The sequence below is a fragment of the Rhizobium sp. CAU 1783 genome (assembly GCF_054551725.1).
The window spans coordinates 19,801-36,246 of the sequence record NZ_JBTOLM010000007.1 but is presented as its reverse complement, the minus strand read 5'-3'; the positions used below and the strand labels follow the sequence as shown (position 1 = coordinate 36,246).

Here is a 16,446-nt window from a genome sequence, read left to right as displayed (position 1 = left end):
CGATGTCGCCCTGTTGAAACCAACCGGTGCATCGTCTTTTCCGCTCCTACAGCCTCAAACCATTGAACTGCACCGACCCTCTCGGCCGGTGCAGTTCTTCTTGCCTTGGGGGAAGGCCTGGTCAGGTGCCCGTGGAATCCTCGCCGACGTCGGTAACATGCGAATTGCCGCCGATGACGCTGCTGTCGATCGTGTTGCTCAACAGGTTCGCGCCCTGGACGAATTCGAAGTGGAAGCCAGAATTGGCCAGGATCGCCGAGGCATCGGCCGTGCTTGCGCCAGCGACGTCGTCGCCGGACCGGAGGTCCCAGCCCTTGCCATCGAGGTCCATGCCCTCATCGCTGTTGGCACTCCCGCCGGTGGCATTCAGATGGTTCTGCGCGCCACCGTTCTCCATGCGGACTTCCCAGGCTGTGTCCTGGTCGGCCAGATGGTTCGCCTGAACCGCGCTGAACCCGGCGCTGTTTCCGGCTCCGTTGAGGGAGTTGTTGAGGATGTTGTCGACATCCAGGCTGAAGGAGAAGTCGTCCCCGATGTCGAAGGTGAGATCGCCGCCGGCAACGCCGAGATTGGCGAAGTCGTGGACATCGTTGATCGTGCCGAAGTCGTCGTCGGAAGAATTGAAGCTGTCGGTCGTCGTCACCGTCTTGATGTCGGTTTCCGTCTCGGTGATCGTCTTGATGTCGGTTTCGGTTTCGGTATTGGAGTAGGACTTGCTGTCATAGCTCCAGTCGTTGTCCTGACTGTTGTCCTGACTCCAGTCGTTGTCGTTGTAGTTGAAGCTGTCGGACGTCGACACCGACTTCGTGTCGGTGTCCGTCACTGTCTTGATGTCGGTCTCGGTTTCCGTGTTCGAATAGGACTTGCTGTCGTAGCTCCAGTCATACTCGTTGTCGCGGTTGTTGCCGTTGTTGGCGTCAACGTCGACCTTCACGTCGGTGTCGATGTCCACATCCGTGCTTTGGTCCGTGTTGTCGCGATTGTCGCCATTGGCGAGGCCGCCGACATAGCCGGTTGAATCGTCCTCGATTTCCGTCGAGTTGATCGCGCTATTGGCAAAGCCGTCAGCGAGTGCGCCGACCGTGGTGATCTCGGTATCACCGTTCGGATCGTAGAATTGAGGCATTTCCATTCCTCCAAAAAAAAGCGGAGCAGCTTTCGAAATCCCTCTCATCTCAAATGGGATCTAACTCGCGCTTGCTCCGTACTGTTGAACATAGCAGATGCACTCCACACCCGTTCATCTGCTGCAACTGATGTAATTCGGGACGATCCTCCCTTAAGGATGCGTTTTCCCGTTCCGTCGGCGAGAGATCGCCCCGGTTTAGTTTCTTTTCTTCTTGTCTTGTTGATCGCGATTGTATTCTTTTTCTTACTCCGAAGGAGCCCGCGTCTTTCAGAGCGCATTTTCCCAATCGTGATGACGCCACTCAATACCAAAAAAAACGAGGTTTCCAGCCACGAATTGGGATTAGCACCAATGGCGGCGGGGTTTGCCGGCATCGGCGAGGGGCGATAGGGACGACGGCAAAGCCAAAGGAAAGGCTGATTAATACTTGTGGACCGAGACTGTCTGGCCGGCACCGACGCGGAGCTCGGTCGAGCGTCCGAAAACGGCACGGGTTAGTGTGTTTGGCCTAGAAAAACGGCGTTTTCCGCGCCGAGATAACCCAAAATGGTCATTTCCATCTCACTTATTTCGAACTACGATCATTAACTAATGCTTAAAGAATAATGGCAGTGGGGGCCTGAGTTGGTTCTCCCGAGGGGTGATACTGTATCGAGTAGTCGAGAACCAAGGGGAGGCGTGAATGTTGATGGCGGAATCTCACATTAGCGAGCCTGCACGGCATTCGCAGGCCGGGATCCATGGAAATACGATACTTATGATCGCGGATCAGGATCTGTTGTCAGAGTGTCTCGCTGTAATTCTGTCCAACAAATTTCCTGCGCACGAAGTCGTCGTCCGTCCCAGTCTGGCCGAGGTAACGGAGGAAGAATTGAACGATATCAAGCTCGTTCTTCTTTACCGTCTGCCCGTCGAGGAAATACAGGCTGTCGTCCAGCGTTTTCATCGCGGGAAGAACCGTGCGGCGATGGCGATGGTCGTCGAGGGGACCGAAAAGCTTGAAGGCTATTTCCGAAGACTTGCGGAGACCCGCATAATTGACGGGATTTTGCCGCTCAATCTGCGCCTTGACGTCTTTCTGGCGGCGACCGACTTGCTGGCCAAGGGGGGGGAACATTTCCCGTCGGCGCTTCTGCAGCGGTTGAGCAACGACCCGGCCGCCGACGAGTCGGACAGTCTGGGCAGCGAACTGGTTTCGGTGGCGCGGACAAGCAACCTGGCACTACCCTCCGGCGACATGGCGGCGCTCACGACGCGCGAGGTGCAGATCCTCGACCTTCTTTGCGAAGGGACCCAGAACAAGATCATCGCCGACAAGCTGCACCTTTCCGAAAATACGGTGAAGGTTCACATCCGGAATATCTACAAGAAGATGCATGTGCGGAACCGCACGGAGGCAGCTTCGCGCTTCTTCAACAATGACAGGGCGATGCAGGCCGGCAAGCGCCGTAACTGACCGTCGGATCCCAGCGGCGTCTCCGCTTCTTACAGGTCCGATTTTCGGCTCCTGACGTGGCGCGTGCCAAGTCGAGATGGCCGGCTGAAGTGATGCTAATTGCAATGGGTTAGGCGTCTAATCAATATTGTAGGTTTCGCTTATATATGGTCGGCGGTATGATTGGTCTTCGCCGTTCGTCCCCACTATCTACCGAATGGCGTGACGGGGCCGACCGCACGATCCCCTGCAGCCAAAGGTGGTCGGCCCCACATCCCCAGACTTCGAAGTGACCTCCAGGCCGCGCGGTTCGCACCGCGCGGCGCTTCCTGTAAATCGTGGTGTCAGCGGCTACCGACCAGCATTCGGTAGCGGAACTGGTCGATGACGACGGCCAGGATGAGAAGCGTACCCAGGAGCACCATCTGCATGTAGGAGCCGATCTGCATGAGGTTCATGCCGTTCTGCACCAGCACGATGAAGAATGCGCCGAGAACCACGCTTTCCACCCGTCCGATGCCGCCGCGGAGCGAGACGCCGGCGATCACGCAGGCGGCAATCGACTCCAGTGCGATCGTGCCGCCGAGATTGGTCTCGCCACTTTCGACACGGGCGGTGAGCAGCACACCGGCGACCGAGGCGAGAAGGGCGCAGATGATGTAGGCGAGGAAGAGCGTGCGCTTGGTGTTGATGCCGGAGAGGTTGGCCGCCTTGATGTTGCCGCCGATCGCATAGATGCGCGCGCCGGAGCGGGTGCGGTTCATCAGGATCCACATTCCGACGATGGCGACGACGGCGATCAGCACCGGCACGGGCACGCCGAGGATGCGGCCGAAGCCGAAGAAGTCACCGAATTCGTAAGGAAGATTGCCGATCGGCACGCCGCCGGTCAGGTAGAGCGCGATGCCGGCGCCGACCGATTGGGCGCCGAGCGTCATGATGAAGGGAGAGACACCGAACTGGGCAATGCCGAGGCCGTTCAGCGAGCCAATGGCCAGCGCGGCGAGGAAGCCGGCGAGGATGCCGAGCAGGATTACGAGCCAGACCATGTCGGGGAACTGGGCGGCGACATAGACCATGACCGAGGCGGAGACCACAGAGGTCAGCGCAATCGAGGTGCCGACGGCCAGATCGAAGCCGCCGGTAACGAGCACCAGCATCTGGCCGAGCGAGACGAGCACCAGATAGACCGACTGGCGCGCGACATTGGTGAGGTTGTCGAGGGTCAGGAATTGTTTCGAGGCGAGCGTGAAGAGCACCAGCGCGGCGACGAGAAAGAAGGGCAGGACGCCGAGCTTGACGAAGACGGCCTTGAGAGCCGCGAGGGCGGAGAAGGAGGGCTTGGCGTCGGCGACCGACGCGGATTCGAGCTTGGTGTTCATGCCGATTGTCTTTCCTGATCGAAGAAGGCGCCGAGAACCGCCTGTTCCTGAATGGCTTCGCCCTCCAACTCCGCCGAGATCCGGCCGTTGCGAAAGACGATCAGGCGATGGGCGAGATGCATGGCCTCGGGGAGGTCGGAGGAGATCACCACGACGGCCTTGCCGGCCTCGGCGATCGCCTTGATGATGCGATAGAGGGCGGCACGGGTACCGACGTCGACGCCGACGGTCGGTTCGTCGAAGATGTAGATGTCGTAGTCCTCGCCAAAGCTCTTGCCGAAGAGGATCTTCTGCTGATTGCCGCCCGAGAGCTTGGAGGCGGTGCGTTCGAGGAAGGCTTCACTCAGATCGACTTTCCTGCCGATCTCGCTGGTCAGCGCCTTCACGCCGCCCGGCGAAAGCAGGCCGAGGCCGGCATTGGTTTCGCGGCGGTTGAGGACCGAAAGCGCGATGTTGGCGCGGGCCGTCGCGCCGAGCAGCAGGCCCTCCTCCTTGCGGTCGGAGGGCAGGAAGAAGACGCCATCGCGCAAGAGGTCGCGGGTGGGCGAACCGGTCCGGTCATGGCCGTGAACGGTGACTGTTCCGGCCTCGACCGGCAGCAGCCCCATGACAGCGCGGAAGGTGCGGGACTTGCCGGAGCCGACAAGCCCGGCGACGCCCAGCACTTCGCCACGCCGCACGTCGATGTCGACGCCGCCGACGCCCCAGGCCTTCAGGCCGCGGATGGTCAGCACCGGTTCGGCGACGGGATTGCGTTCGATATGCGGATAGATCTCGTCCATCTTGCGGCCGGTCATCATCTCGACCAGCACGGTTTCCGACAGGTTCTCCGCGCCGATCGTGCCGATCAGGCGGCCGTCGCGCAGCACCGTGATGCGGTTGGCGATCGCCTTGAATTCCTGGATACGGTGGGAGATGTAGACGATGCCGACGCCCCTGGCCTTGGCCTGGCCGATGAATTCAAACAGTTTTTCCGTCTCGCGTTCGGTGAGCGACGCCGTCGGTTCGTCGAGGATGAGGATGCGCGCTTCCTGGTGCAGCGCCTTGGCGATCTCGACCATCTGTTGTTCGGCTCGCGACAGCGAGATCACCGAACGGCGAACGTCGATGGCGAAGCCAAGGCCGGCAAAGAGCGCTCGAGCCTCCTCGACCATGCCGCGGCGGTCGACCAGGCCCATCTTGCGAGGTTCCTGGCCGAGGAAGATGTTTTCCGCCACGGTCATGGTCGGGACCAGGGAAAATTCCTGGAACACGGCGCCGATGCCGGCTGCCCGTGCGTCTTTCACTGAAGAGAAGTGCTTTTCTTCGCCGTCGATACGGATGCTCCCCTCGGTCGGCGCGGTGACGCCGGCGAGAATGGAGATCAGTGTCGATTTTCCGGCGCCGTTCTCACCGAACAGAACGTGGACTTCCCCACGTTCGAGCGAGAAGTCGACGCCGTCCAGCGCGCGTACGCCCGGGTAGGATTTGGCGATGCCGGTCATTTCGACAAGAGGTGCAGTCAATGCCATCCGTATCGGTCCGTGAAGTCGTATCGCTTGAAAAATGGGGGCGGTCCCGGCGCATTCGCGCGTCGGGACCTTGGGGTGTCAGTTGACCGAGAAGACCGGCTTGAAATCGTCCGGCGGCAGGATGTTGGTCTGCGGCACGCTTTCGACGTTCGACGGGTCGACGACGAAGATCTTCGGGCCGACATGCTTCACGAGTTCCTTGCCTTCCAGCGCGCGAACGGCCTGGTCGACGGCGATACGGCCCTGAACGACCATGGAGTCGGCGGGAGCCGCGAGGATGAAGCCACGCTTGATGCCTTCGTAGACGCCGGGCGTCATGTAGAAGGCGAGCAGGTCGACCTTACCCTTGAGGCCGCGTTCTCGGATGAGGCCCTGGGCCGCTTCGGCGGTGACGGCGGTGCCGGCGACATAGCGGACGTCAGGTTCGGCCTGGAGCACGTCTTCGACCAGCTTCAGCTGAGCTTCCTTGCCGGTGTCGCCGTACTTCGGCTCGAGCGCCTTGACGGCCGAACCCTTGATGGCTTCGAGGAAGCCCTTGTTGGCGGCTTCGACCCAGCCGGCGCCGGCCGGACCCGGGAACCAGCCGACCTTGACTTCTTCCGAGCCGGCCGGGTGCTTCTTGGCAAGATAGGCGCCGGTCTCGTAGCCCATCGTGTAGAAGGAGACGAGCGACTTCGCGGTCAGATCCGGCGAGGACATGCCGTTGATGACGTCGATGACCGGGATGTTCTTCTTCTTGATTTCGCTGACGAGGTTGTTGAGGCCGTCAAACGAGATCGCGCCGATGACCACGGCCTGGGCGCCGCCGGCGACGCAGTCCTCGATCTGGCTGATCTGCTTGTTGAGTTCGGTGTAGCCGCCGGCCTCGACGAGGTTCATCTTGACGCCGAGATCCTTGGCCTGCTCAGCGACGCCGTAGTCCACGCCGAGCCAGTAGGCGTCCTTCATGTGAGGGAAGGAGACGCAGATGTTCCACGGCTTTTCCGCCTTTTCGAGCGGCGAATAGTCGACATCGACCGGCTTGCCGTCGGCGGCGAAAGCGGGCTCGATCGCCTGGGCCGGGTACGGGTACCAGGCATCGGCGGCGAGCACCGGGCTTGCCACCGCAAGCGCCAGCATGGAGCTTGCGAGCGTCATTGCAATCTTGTGTTTCATGGTCGTTCCCCTGTTTTGAGTTGGCAATTTAGGTTTCAGAAAAGCGCGCGGATCTTGCCGATCTGCGTTGCCCGGTCCTTCCGGGCGGTCAGGGCGGTTTCCATGTCCACCTTGACGAAGCGGGTCGGCGTGTGCGGCTGCAATTGGCCGATCAGGTCCATGTCGGCCGAGATCACCGTTCCGAGCATGAAGTAGCCGCCACCGGAGACCGCATCGCGATGCAGGATGATCGGTTCAGTGCCGCCCGGCACCTGGATTGAGCCGTAGGGGTAGCAGCTATCGACGATGTTCGAAGGGTCCGAACCGGCGCCGAAGGGCGGGGTGCGTTCGACGAAGTCGAGCTTGCGTCCACCGCGGAAACGGTAACCCATGCGGTCTGCTTCCGGGGCCACCTTCCAGGTGTCCTCGAAGAAGTTCCGGCCGGCTTCCTCGGTGATGCGGTGCCAGTAGAGCCCCGGCAGGACGCGCAGTTCGGCCGGCATGCCCGGCTTGCGACGCAAGGCTTCCGGGATCGACTTGCCTTCTTCCGCCTTGCCCGCGGCTCCGACCGGCAGTTCGTCGCCAGCGGCAATCGGGCGGCCCTTGAAGCCGCCGAGAGCGCCGATCGCATAGGTGGAGCGCGAACCGAGAGCGAGCGGCACGTCGATGCCACCTGAGACGGCGATATAGATGCGGGCGCCGGTCTTCAGGAAGTCGAAGGTCATGACCTGGCCGGCCTTGACCTTGAAGGCGGTCCAGCCGGGCTTTTCCTCGCCGTCGACCTTGATCGGCATTTCGGCGCCGGTCACCGCGACCATGGCGTCCTCGGTGAATTCCAGCTTCGGCCCGATGAAGACAGCTTCCAGGCCGGCGGCACCCTCGTCATTGCCGACGAGAAGGTTGGCAGCCTTCAGTGCCAGACGATCCATGGCCCCGCCGAGCGGAATGCCGAGATGGAAATAGCCGGGACGGCCGAGATCCTGGACGGAGGTCGCAAGACCGGGATGTTGAACCTTAATGGCCATGGAGAACGCCCTCCAGCTTCGCGTTGTAGCCGTCGATGTCTTTCTGGAATTCGTTGAGGTCGAACTTCACCTCACGGATCGGGGGTACGAACTGTCCCTTGTCGACCGCCTCGACCGCTGCGTCATAGCCGTCGCGATCGACCGGCTTGAACTTGACGATGTCGCCCGGACGGAAGAACACCATGAAGTCCTTGAGGTAGGAGGTGGTCTGGGTCGGGTCGTAGATCGGCATCGGCGTGATGCCGAACATCTGGTAACCGCCGGCGCCACGCACCGAATAGATGCAGCCGAAGCAGCCGCCATGACCGACGGTGAGGCGCGGCGTGTCGGTGCGGGGCCGCAGGTACTTCGGCACCTGGATCTGCCGCTTGCGCTCGACCATCTGGTACATGAAGGGCAGGCCGGAGACGAAGCCGACCATCGAGACGAACCAGGGCGAGCCGGCATGGGCGGTAATGAAGTCGTCGACCGAGCCGTAGTCGTTGATGCGAGCGGCGTAGTCGAGGTCCGTGCCGGTCGGGTCCTGATGGCGCTCGCGGAAACGCATCAGCGTCTCGTGCGTCCAGGGGTCGTTGTAGAAGACCGGGATTTCGACGATGCGGGTGGTGATGACCGGTTCGGACTTCGCCGCCGCGACCTCGATTGCCTGCACTTCCTTCAGGATGTCGTTCGGATGAATGACATCGGGGTCGAACTTGATCTGGAAGGAGGCGTTGGCCGGGCAGATCTCGGTCACGCCCTTGATCTTCGCTTCCTTGATGCCGGTGGTCATCGACAGCGAGTTGAAGAAGGCCTCGAGCGACATTTCCTCCGAGCATTCGACAAAGAGGTGCTCGTCACCCCCGAATGTATAGCGCATGGGCATCAGGCAACCTCCTTGGATGCGACAAAGGCCTTGAAGTCCGTTTCCAGCCAGGGTTCGAGGAACCGCGTGTGAACATCGCCCGATGCGACCGAGGGGTCGGCGGCAAGCGCCTGGTGGAGCGGGATTGTGGTGGCGAGGCCGCGGATCTCGAAATTGTCGAGGGCGTCGGCAAGCCGGGCGATGCAAGCGTCGCGGGTTTCTCCCCAGACGATCAGCTTGCCGAGCAGCGAGTCGTAGAAGGGCGGAACCGTGTAGCCTTCGTAAAGCATCGTGTCGAAACGGACGCCTTCGCCTTCCGGAACCCCGAGTGCCTCGATGGTGCCGGGGCCTGGCAGGAAGCCGCGGGCCGGGTCTTCGGCATTGATGCGGCATTCGATGGCGTGACCGGCGACCCGGATGTCTTCCTGGCGGACCGAGAGCCTGTCGCCGCCGGCGACCTTGATCATCTCCTGCACGAGGTCGATGCCGGTGATCATCTCGGTGACCGGATGTTCGACCTGGATGCGGGTATTGACCTCGATGAAGTAGAATTCGCCGGTTGTCTCGTCATAGAGATATTCGACGGTGCCGGCGCCGCGATAGTTGACCTCGCGGGCAAGCGCCACGGCGCTGGCGCAGAGTTCCTGGCGCACGTCGTCCGGCAGGCGGAAGGAGGGAGCCTCTTCCCAGACCTTCTGGCGACGGCGCTGCAGCGAGCATTCGCGTTCGAAGCAGTGCACGGCATCCTCGCCGTCGCCGAGGATCTGCACCTCGACATGACGGGCGCGGGTGATCACTTTTTCGACATAGAGGCCGCCGTCGCCGAAGGCGGCGAGCGCCTCTGCCGAGGCCTGCGGGAAATGACGCTCGAAATCGTCCATGGTCTCGGCGATGCGAATGCCGCGGCCACCGCCGCCGGCAGCGGCCTTGATCATCACCGGGAAGCCGATCGCCTCGACGATCGTGCGTGCCGTGGCGAGGTCGTCGATGCGCCCCTCGGAACCCGGTACGGTTGGTACGCCGGCGCGCTTGGCGACCTTGCGGGCCTCGACCTTGTCGCCGAGGAGGCTGATCGCGCCAGCCTTGGGGCCGACGAAGATCAGGCCGGCATCTTCCACGGCCTGGGCGAAGGCGGCGTTTTCAGAGAGGAAGCCATAGCCCGGATGGACCGCATCGACGCCGGTTTCCTTCGCCGCCTTCAGGACGGCTTCAATGTTGAGGTAGGACTTGGCCGCGGACGGCGGCCCGATCTCGACGGACTGGTCGGCGAGCTTGACCGCGAGCATGTCGCGGTCGGCGGCCGAATGGACCTGGACCGTCCTGATGCCGAGCGCCTGGGCGGCGCGGATGATCCTCACCGCGATCTCGCCCCGATTGGCAATGAGGATCGAACGGATGGTCATGCCTCCACCTCGGCGACGGCCTGGCCAGCCATGATCGGCTCGTTGTCGTCGGCGACGAAGGTGATCTTGCCGGCGGCGTCGGCGTGAACCTCGTGAAAGGTCTTCATCACTTCGATCAGGCCGATGACGTCGCCGACCGCAACTTGGTCACCGTCGGCCTTGTAGGCCGCGGCGTCCGGCGACGGCTTGCGATAGAAGGTGCCGGGCAGGGGCGATCTGATCTCGAGCTTGCTCATGGTAGTCTCCGGTTATCTGACGATTTCTGAAATGGGGGCGATGCGGATGCCTTCGGCGATCAGCGCTTCCCGCATGTTGCGCACGATGTCGAGCGCACCCAGCGTGTCGGAATGGAAGCAGATGGATTCGAAGGGCACCTCGATGTCCTTGCCGGTGACCGTCGTCACGAGGCCCTCGGTGCAGGCGCGGACCACCTTGCGGGCGATCGCCATCGGATCGGGGCGCCCGACGTCGCGGGTGAAGACGATCGAGCCGCTCTCGTCGTAGTCGCGGTCGGCATAGAATTCCCGTACCACCGGCTGACCGACTTCGAGGGCTGCGATTTCGGTCGCCGAGCCTGCCATGCAGAAGACATAGGCGTTCGGCGCGACGGTGCGCATGTAGTGGACGAAAAGCTGGGCGAATTCCGGATTGACGGCCATCTCCATGTAGAGCGCGCCGTGCGGCTTGACGTGCTGGAGGGTGGCGCCGTGGCGGCGGGCGAATTCGCGGATCGCGCCGACCTGGTAAACGATGTCGTTGACCAGTTCGCGGGCCGTGCCGTTGATCTTGCGGCGGCCGAAACCCTGAAGGTCGTTATAGCCCGGATGGGCACCGATGCCGACGCCGTGCTCGACGGCAACGCGCACGGTGTTGTCCATCAGGTTCGGGTCGCCGGCATGGAAGCCGGCCGCGATGTTTGCGGAACTGATCAGTCCCATCAGGGCGCTGTCTTCGGTGTCGCCGACACGCCAGCGGCCAAAGGCCTCGCCCAGATCACAATTGATGTCTACGACCTCGAGTGCCACTTTTCTTCCCTGTCTTGCCTGCATTTTGTGCAACGCAGCGAGATGCCTGCGTATTTGTCAGAAAACCGTAGGAAGAAAATTTTCATTTGAAAAATTCTATTTTCAGAAGTGCATTATCTGATATTTGTATGGAGGTCGGTTGTGGGGCTTTCAAAAGAAGCTCATTAGAGTCAGGCGCTTTTCTCGTGTTTTGACGAGAAGACTGATGATGTCTGCAATCAGAACGATTTTCGTTCTGATTTTCAGATGTCGAGTATTTCAGATTCAGATTGGTGGATGGCATGTCGCTCAGCCTCAGACAAATCCGATATTTCATCGCAACCGCGGAGGCGGGACAGGTGTCCCAGGCTGCGGTGAATCTCTCGATTTCGCAGTCGGCCGTGACCACGGCGATCAAGGACCTCGAGGAAACCGTCGGGGCTGGGCTCTTCGAGCGCACACCGCACGGGATGGAGCTGACGGCGGCGGGGCGCCGCTTCCTGTCCCAGGCCTATGAAATCCTGCAGAAGGTTGAGGAGGCGACGCAGCTCAACCTGGTGACCCGCGAGGTCATGGGTACGCTCAGCATCGCGACGACCTATACCGTCATCGGCTACTTCCTGCCGTTTCACATCGAACGAATGAAGCGCCAGTTTCCCGGGATCGACATCCAGCTTTTCGAGCTCAACCGTGAATCCGTCGAGGAGGGGCTACTGACCAACCGCTACGACATCGCGGTGATGCTGACCTCGAATATCCTGAACCCGGAACTGACGACGGAGAAGCTTCTGAGTTCACAGCGGCGTCTCTGGGTGCCGGCGCGCCATCGGCTGCTGAGCGAGGATGGTGTCGGCCTCAAGGAGGTGTCGGAGGAAAACTACATCATGCTGACGGTGGACGAGGCGTCGCACAGTTCGCTGAAGTATTGGAGCCAGACCGCCTACCTGCCGCGCATCACGCTTCGCACCTCCTCCGTCGAGGCGGTGCGTTCGCTGGTGGCGAATGCGCAAGGTGTGGCGATCCTGTCAGACATGGTACACCGCCCCTGGTCGCTCGAAGGCAGGCGCATCGAGACCATCGCCCTGACCGATCCCATCCCGTCGATGGATGTCGGCCTCGCCTGGCGGCGCAACGGGGAGTTCAGCCCCGCGATGGAGGCCGTCCGCTCCTACTTCCGCCGCTCGTTCAACATTCCCGAATAGTTCTGCCGGCGCGAGACGCGGCGGAGCGAAGGCGGACGACGGGGCCGCCTTTCGGGTGGAACTATGCGCTCAGGCGCCGCCCCGGCGTCAGGTTGGAGACGGTTCGGACAATCGTGTCGGTATCGATGCCGAAATGCCGGTAGAGGTCGGTGATGGTCCCCGTCTGTCCGAAATGCTCGACGCCCAGCGGCACGGTCTTGTGGCCGTGGACCGAGCCGAGCCAGGCAAGGCTTGCCGGATGGCCATCGGTGACCGTGACGAGCGTGCAGTGGGCCGGAAGGCCTGCGAGCAGGCTCTCGACATGGCCGCGGGCATTGACGACGCCGCGCCGCCTCGCGCGCTGGGCTGCCGTCCAGCCGGCGTTCAGTCGATCAGCAGAGGTGATCGCCAGCACGCCGATGTCGCGGCGATCCTCACCGATCATGCCGGCCGCCCTGATGACCTCCGGCGCCACGCATCCCTGATAGGCCAGCACGACGGTGGCGTTGGGGCCGGGCTTCTTCAGCCAGTAGGCGCCGTCGATGACACCCTGACGGAAGGCATCGTCCTCGCGACGCAGCGGCTGTTCGAGCGGCCGGGTGGAAAGGCGCAGGTAGACGGAGCCGCCGGTCTCGTCGCGCAGCCAGGTTCGCTCGTCCGGGTCTCCCTCTCCGTCGCGCTGCATGTAGTCGAAGGACCAGTCCATGATGACGGACAGTTCGTCGAGAAAAGCGGGTTCGAAGCTTGCCAGTCCGTCCTGGCTGATGCCGATCAGCGGCGTGCCGATCGACTGGTGGGCGCCACCTTCGGGGGCGAGCGTCACGCCCGACGGGGTCCCGACGATCATGAAGCGCGCATCCTGATAGCAGGCATAGTTCAAGGCATCGAGGCCGCGAGCGATGAAGGGATCGTAGACCGTGCCGATTGGCAGGATGCGTTCGCCGAACAGCGAATGCGACAGGCCGGCCGCGCCGAGCAGTAGAAAGAGGTTCATCTCGGCAATGCCGAGCTCGATATGCTGGCCGTCCGGCGAAAACGCCCACTTCTGCGCGGAGGGCACCCGCTCGTCGCGGAAGGTGTCCTTCTGGTGGTCGGATGCGAAGAGGCCGCGGCGATTAACCCATGGGCCGAGATTGGTCGACACGGTGACATCAGGGGCCGTCGTGATGATATGGTCGGCAAGGCTTCCGCCCTTTTGCGCAAGCGCATCGAGGATCTTGCCGAAACCGGCCTGGGTCGACAATTCGCGATCGTCGAGCAGGACGGGGCCGGGCGAGGCGATCTTGTCGGCTTGCAGACGGCGCGTCCCCTTGCTGAAAAAGGGAACCTGCTCGAGAAACGCGTCGAGCCCGTCGGGGTTTCGCACCGCTGCGAAGCGTTCCCATTCGCGGCCTTCCTCGACCCCCATCGTCTGCTGGAATTCGGCCAGCTGCGCCTTGGTCATCAGGCCGGCATGATTGTCCTTGTGGCCGGCAAGCGGCGTGCCCCAACCCTTGATCGTGTAGGCCAGGAAGACGGTCGGGCGGTCGTGGTCGATGCTGTCGAAGGCCTCGGTCAGCGAACGCAGGCAGTGGCCGCCGAGATTGCTCATCAGTTCGGCGAGTTCGGCATCGTCGCGCCGTTCGATCAGGGCCGTCACATTGCCCTGGTCGCCGATCTCGTCGAGCAGGCGCTTGCGCCAGGCGGCACCGCCCTGGAATGTCAGGGCCGAGTAGAGCTGGTTGGGGCAGTTGTCGATCCAGCGGCGCAGGGCTTCCCCGCCGGGTTCGGAGAAAGCGGCCTGCTGAAGCGTGCCGTATTTCAGCACGCGGACATCCCAGCCGAACGCCCGGAAGACCGCCTCGATCCGCTGCCAGAGGCCCTCGCGCACGACACCGTCGAGGCTCTGGCGATTGTAGTCGATGATCCACCAGGTATTGCGAGTGTCGTGCTTCCAGCCTTCCTGAAGGCATTCGTAGATGTTGCCCTCGTCGAGTTCGGCGTCACCGACGAGCGCGATCATGCGCCCCTTGGCGCGGTCGGCTGCCCAGGGCTTGGCGCGAATGTAGTCCTGCATGATCGAGGCAAACGCGGTGATGGCGACGCCGAGCCCCACGGAGCCGGTCGAGAAATCGACATCGTCGATATCCTTGGTACGGCTCGGATAGGACTGGGCGCCTCCGAAGCCGCGGAAGTTCTCCAGTTTCTCACGGGTCTGGTTGCCCATGATGTACTGAATGGCGTGAAAGACCGGCGAGGCATGCGGCTTGACGGCCACCCGGTCCTCCGGGCGCAGCGTATGGAAATAGAGCGCCGTCATGATCGACACCATTGAAGCGGAGGAGGCCTGGTGTCCGCCGACCTTCACCTCGTCCTTGTCGCGCAGATGGTTGGCATTGTGGATCATCCAGCTCGCCAGCCAATGGGCCTGGCGTTCGAGATCCTTCAATCGGCTCATCTTATCCATGACTGCTCCTCCCTCAAGATGCCCTGGCGCTGGTCAGTCGACCCGGTTTCCTTCGCTGTCGAAGACGTGGAGGTGCTTCTGCGGAAACTCCACATGCACCTTGGGGCCGGATTGCAGCACCTCGCGGTCGAGCGTGAAGACCTTGAAGGGCAGCCCATGCAGCGACAGATGCATGATGATGCCGAAGCCGGTCGGTTCGATCAACTCGACATTTGCCTCCATGCCGGAGGTCTTGCCGATCGTGACATGTTCCGGCCGGATGCCGAGTGTCACTGTCGAGCCGGACTTGAGCGCGGATTTCCTGTCGATGGAAACGGCGGTGCCGTCCGCCAGGACCACCGTTGCGGCGTCGCCTTCGGTCTCGTAGCGGCCTTCGAGAAAGTTCATGCCCGGCGAGCCGATGAAGCCGGCGACGAAGAGGTTGGCCGGCCGGTCGTAGAGATCGAGTGGCGTGCCGACCTGCTGGACGACCCCGCCATGCATGGCGACGATGCGGTCGGCGAGCGTCATCGCCTCGATCTGGTCGTGGGTGACGTAGATCGAGGTGGCACCCAGCTCACCATGCAGCTTCTTGATCTCGGCGCGCATCTGCTCGCGCAGGCGGGCGTCGAGGTTGGAGAGCGGTTCGTCGAACAGGAAGGCCTTGGGCTGGCGGACGATGGCGCGGCCCATGGCGACGCGCTGGCGCTGGCCGCCGGACAGCGCCTTCGGGCGACGTTCCAGTAACGGATCGAGGCCCAGCTTGCCGGCTGCAGCGGAAACCACGTTTGCGATCTTCTCCTTGGCCGTTTTGCGCAGGCGCAGGCTGTAGCTCATGTTGTCCGCGACGCTCATGTGCGGATAGAGCGCGTAGGACTGGAACACCATGGCGATGTCGCGGTCCTTGGGCGCCAGTTCGTTGACCCGCCTGCCCGCGATGCGGATCTCGCCGGAGGTCACGTCCTCCAGACCGGCGATCATGCGCAGCAGCGTGGACTTGCCGCAGCCGGAGGGGCCGACCAGCACGATAAATTCGCCGTCGCGGATTGTGAGGTCGACGCCATGCAGGACGGGGAAATGTCCGTAGCTCTTGCGGATGGCGGAGATGTCGATGGAAGCCATGGAATGAAACCTTTCAGCCTTTGACCGCGCCGGCCGTCAGGCCCTGCACGAGATAGCGCTGGATGAGGAGGAAGAAGAGGCAGGCCGGAATGAGCGCGAGAACGCCCGCCGCCATCATCTGCCCGAAGTCGACGGAGAACTTGGAGACGAAGGACAGGAGGCCGACCGGGAAGGTCGCCGCGTCGTTGCCGGAAATCAGCATCAGCGCGAAGAGCAGTTCGCTCCAGGCGGCGGTGAAGACGAAGCCGAGCGTCGCGGCAATGCCGGGCAAAGTGAGCGGCAGGATAATCTGCCGGAAGGCCACGAACTGGGTTGCACCGTCGATCATGGCGGCCTCTTCCAAGTCCTTCGGAATGCCGTCGAAGAAGGACTGCATGAGGAAGGTGGCAAACGGCACGTTGAAGGCCGTGTAGACGATTACCAGGCCGGTCAAGCTGTTGGTCAGGCCGAGCGGCGAGAGCATCTTGAAGATCGGGGCAACCAGCATGACGAGCGGGAACATCTGGGTGAGCAGCATCAGCCCGACGATCCAGTACTTGGCGCGGAACGAGAAGCGCGAAAGGGCATAACCTGACAGCGAAGCGAGCGCGGTGACGATCAGTGCCGTCGAGCCGGCAACAATCAGACTGTTCCTGAAGAACGTCGGAAAGGCGCTGTGGGCGATGACGAATTCGAAGTGCTCGAAGGTCGTGCGTGACGGCCAGAGGCGTACGCCCTCGCTGTAGAGCAGTTCGTTCGGCGTCACCGACACCTTCAGCAGCCAGAAGAGCGGGAAGAGCGCCACGACGATATAGGCGAGGATCGCCAGGCGGTGGGCACAGGTGAGCAGGATCTTGGTCGGCCTCATGGTC

At 62.3% G+C, this 16,446-nt stretch carries 14 protein-coding genes; 2 read left to right on the top strand and 12 right to left on the bottom strand.

Going from position 1 to position 16,446, the window contains the following annotated elements; genetic code table 11:
- Nucleotides 1-121: 121 nt before the first annotated feature.
- Complete coding sequence (locus ACX93L_RS20670) at nucleotides 122-1,126, bottom strand: fibrinogen-binding protein (protein WP_459406594.1); 1,005 nt, start codon at nucleotides 1,124-1,126, stop codon at nucleotides 122-124.
- 685 nt (nucleotides 1,127-1,811) lie between these two features.
- Here ACX93L_RS20670 and ACX93L_RS20665 point away from each other — a divergent pair.
- Nucleotides 1,812-2,585: a helix-turn-helix transcriptional regulator gene (locus ACX93L_RS20665; RefSeq protein ID WP_246701931.1), complete on the top strand. Its 774-nt coding sequence runs from the start codon at nucleotides 1,812-1,814 to the stop codon at nucleotides 2,583-2,585.
- Nucleotides 2,586-2,908: 323 nt separating this feature from the next.
- On the opposite strand, the gene ACX93L_RS20660 is transcribed toward ACX93L_RS20665, so the two are convergent.
- From ACX93L_RS20660 to ACX93L_RS20625, 8 genes are all read right to left on the bottom strand, one after another.
- The gene (locus ACX93L_RS20660; RefSeq protein ID WP_459406593.1) at nucleotides 2,909-3,946 is read right to left on the bottom strand and encodes an ABC transporter permease; all 1,038 of its coding nucleotides are present in this window, start codon (nucleotides 3,944-3,946) and stop codon (nucleotides 2,909-2,911) included.
- Nucleotides 3,943-5,457, bottom strand: coding sequence for a sugar ABC transporter ATP-binding protein (locus tag ACX93L_RS20655; protein ID WP_459406592.1), 1,515 nt, complete (start codon nucleotides 5,455-5,457; stop codon nucleotides 3,943-3,945). Before ACX93L_RS20655 ends, ACX93L_RS20660 begins: the two co-directional genes overlap by 4 nt.
- Nucleotides 5,458-5,535: 78 nt before the next feature.
- Nucleotides 5,536-6,612 (bottom strand): TMAO reductase system periplasmic protein TorT, encoded by a 1,077-nt coding sequence (gene torT, locus ACX93L_RS20650; RefSeq protein ID WP_459406591.1) that lies wholly within the window; start codon nucleotides 6,610-6,612, stop codon nucleotides 5,536-5,538.
- Nucleotides 6,613-6,647: 35 nt separating this feature from the next.
- A complete protein-coding gene (locus tag ACX93L_RS20645) occupies nucleotides 6,648-7,616 on the bottom strand; it encodes a 5-oxoprolinase subunit C family protein (protein ID WP_459406590.1) in 969 nt (322 codons plus the stop codon).
- The gene (locus ACX93L_RS20640) at nucleotides 7,606-8,481 is read right to left on the bottom strand and encodes a 5-oxoprolinase subunit B family protein (protein ID WP_459406589.1); all 876 of its coding nucleotides are present in this window, start codon (nucleotides 8,479-8,481) and stop codon (nucleotides 7,606-7,608) included. The genes ACX93L_RS20645 and ACX93L_RS20640 overlap by 11 nt, the downstream gene beginning before the upstream one ends.
- The gene (locus tag ACX93L_RS20635) at nucleotides 8,481-9,863 is read right to left on the bottom strand and encodes an acetyl-CoA carboxylase biotin carboxylase subunit (protein ID WP_459406588.1); all 1,383 of its coding nucleotides are present in this window, start codon (nucleotides 9,861-9,863) and stop codon (nucleotides 8,481-8,483) included. Before ACX93L_RS20635 ends, ACX93L_RS20640 begins: the two co-directional genes overlap by 1 nt.
- Complete coding sequence (locus ACX93L_RS20630; RefSeq protein WP_459406587.1) at nucleotides 9,860-10,099, bottom strand: acetyl-CoA carboxylase; 240 nt, start codon at nucleotides 10,097-10,099, stop codon at nucleotides 9,860-9,862. The genes ACX93L_RS20635 and ACX93L_RS20630 overlap by 4 nt, the downstream gene beginning before the upstream one ends.
- 12 nt (nucleotides 10,100-10,111) lie before the next feature.
- Nucleotides 10,112-10,912, bottom strand: coding sequence for a 5-oxoprolinase subunit PxpA (locus tag ACX93L_RS20625; RefSeq protein WP_459406586.1), 801 nt, complete (start codon nucleotides 10,910-10,912; stop codon nucleotides 10,112-10,114).
- A gap of 257 nt (nucleotides 10,913-11,169) precedes the next feature.
- Between ACX93L_RS20625 and ACX93L_RS20620 the strand changes: the two genes are divergently transcribed.
- The gene (locus tag ACX93L_RS20620) at nucleotides 11,170-12,069 is read left to right on the top strand and encodes a LysR family transcriptional regulator (RefSeq protein WP_459406585.1); all 900 of its coding nucleotides are present in this window, start codon (nucleotides 11,170-11,172) and stop codon (nucleotides 12,067-12,069) included.
- 61 nt (nucleotides 12,070-12,130) lie between these two features.
- On the opposite strand, the gene ACX93L_RS20615 is transcribed toward ACX93L_RS20620, so the two are convergent.
- The 3 genes from ACX93L_RS20615 to ACX93L_RS20605 are packed head-to-tail and all read right to left on the bottom strand — an operon-like array spanning nucleotide 12,131 to nucleotide 16,442.
- Nucleotides 12,131-14,485 (bottom strand): transketolase, encoded by a 2,355-nt coding sequence (locus tag ACX93L_RS20615; protein WP_459406682.1) that lies wholly within the window; start codon nucleotides 14,483-14,485, stop codon nucleotides 12,131-12,133.
- Between the two features lie 42 nt (nucleotides 14,486-14,527).
- On the bottom strand, nucleotides 14,528-15,595 hold the full coding sequence (locus ACX93L_RS20610) for an ABC transporter ATP-binding protein (protein WP_459406584.1): 1,068 nt from the start codon (nucleotides 15,593-15,595) through the stop codon (nucleotides 14,528-14,530).
- Nucleotides 15,596-15,608: 13 nt separating this feature from the next.
- Nucleotides 15,609-16,442, bottom strand: coding sequence for a carbohydrate ABC transporter permease (locus ACX93L_RS20605; protein ID WP_459406583.1), 834 nt, complete (start codon nucleotides 16,440-16,442; stop codon nucleotides 15,609-15,611).
- Nucleotides 16,443-16,446: the final 4 nt, after the last annotated feature.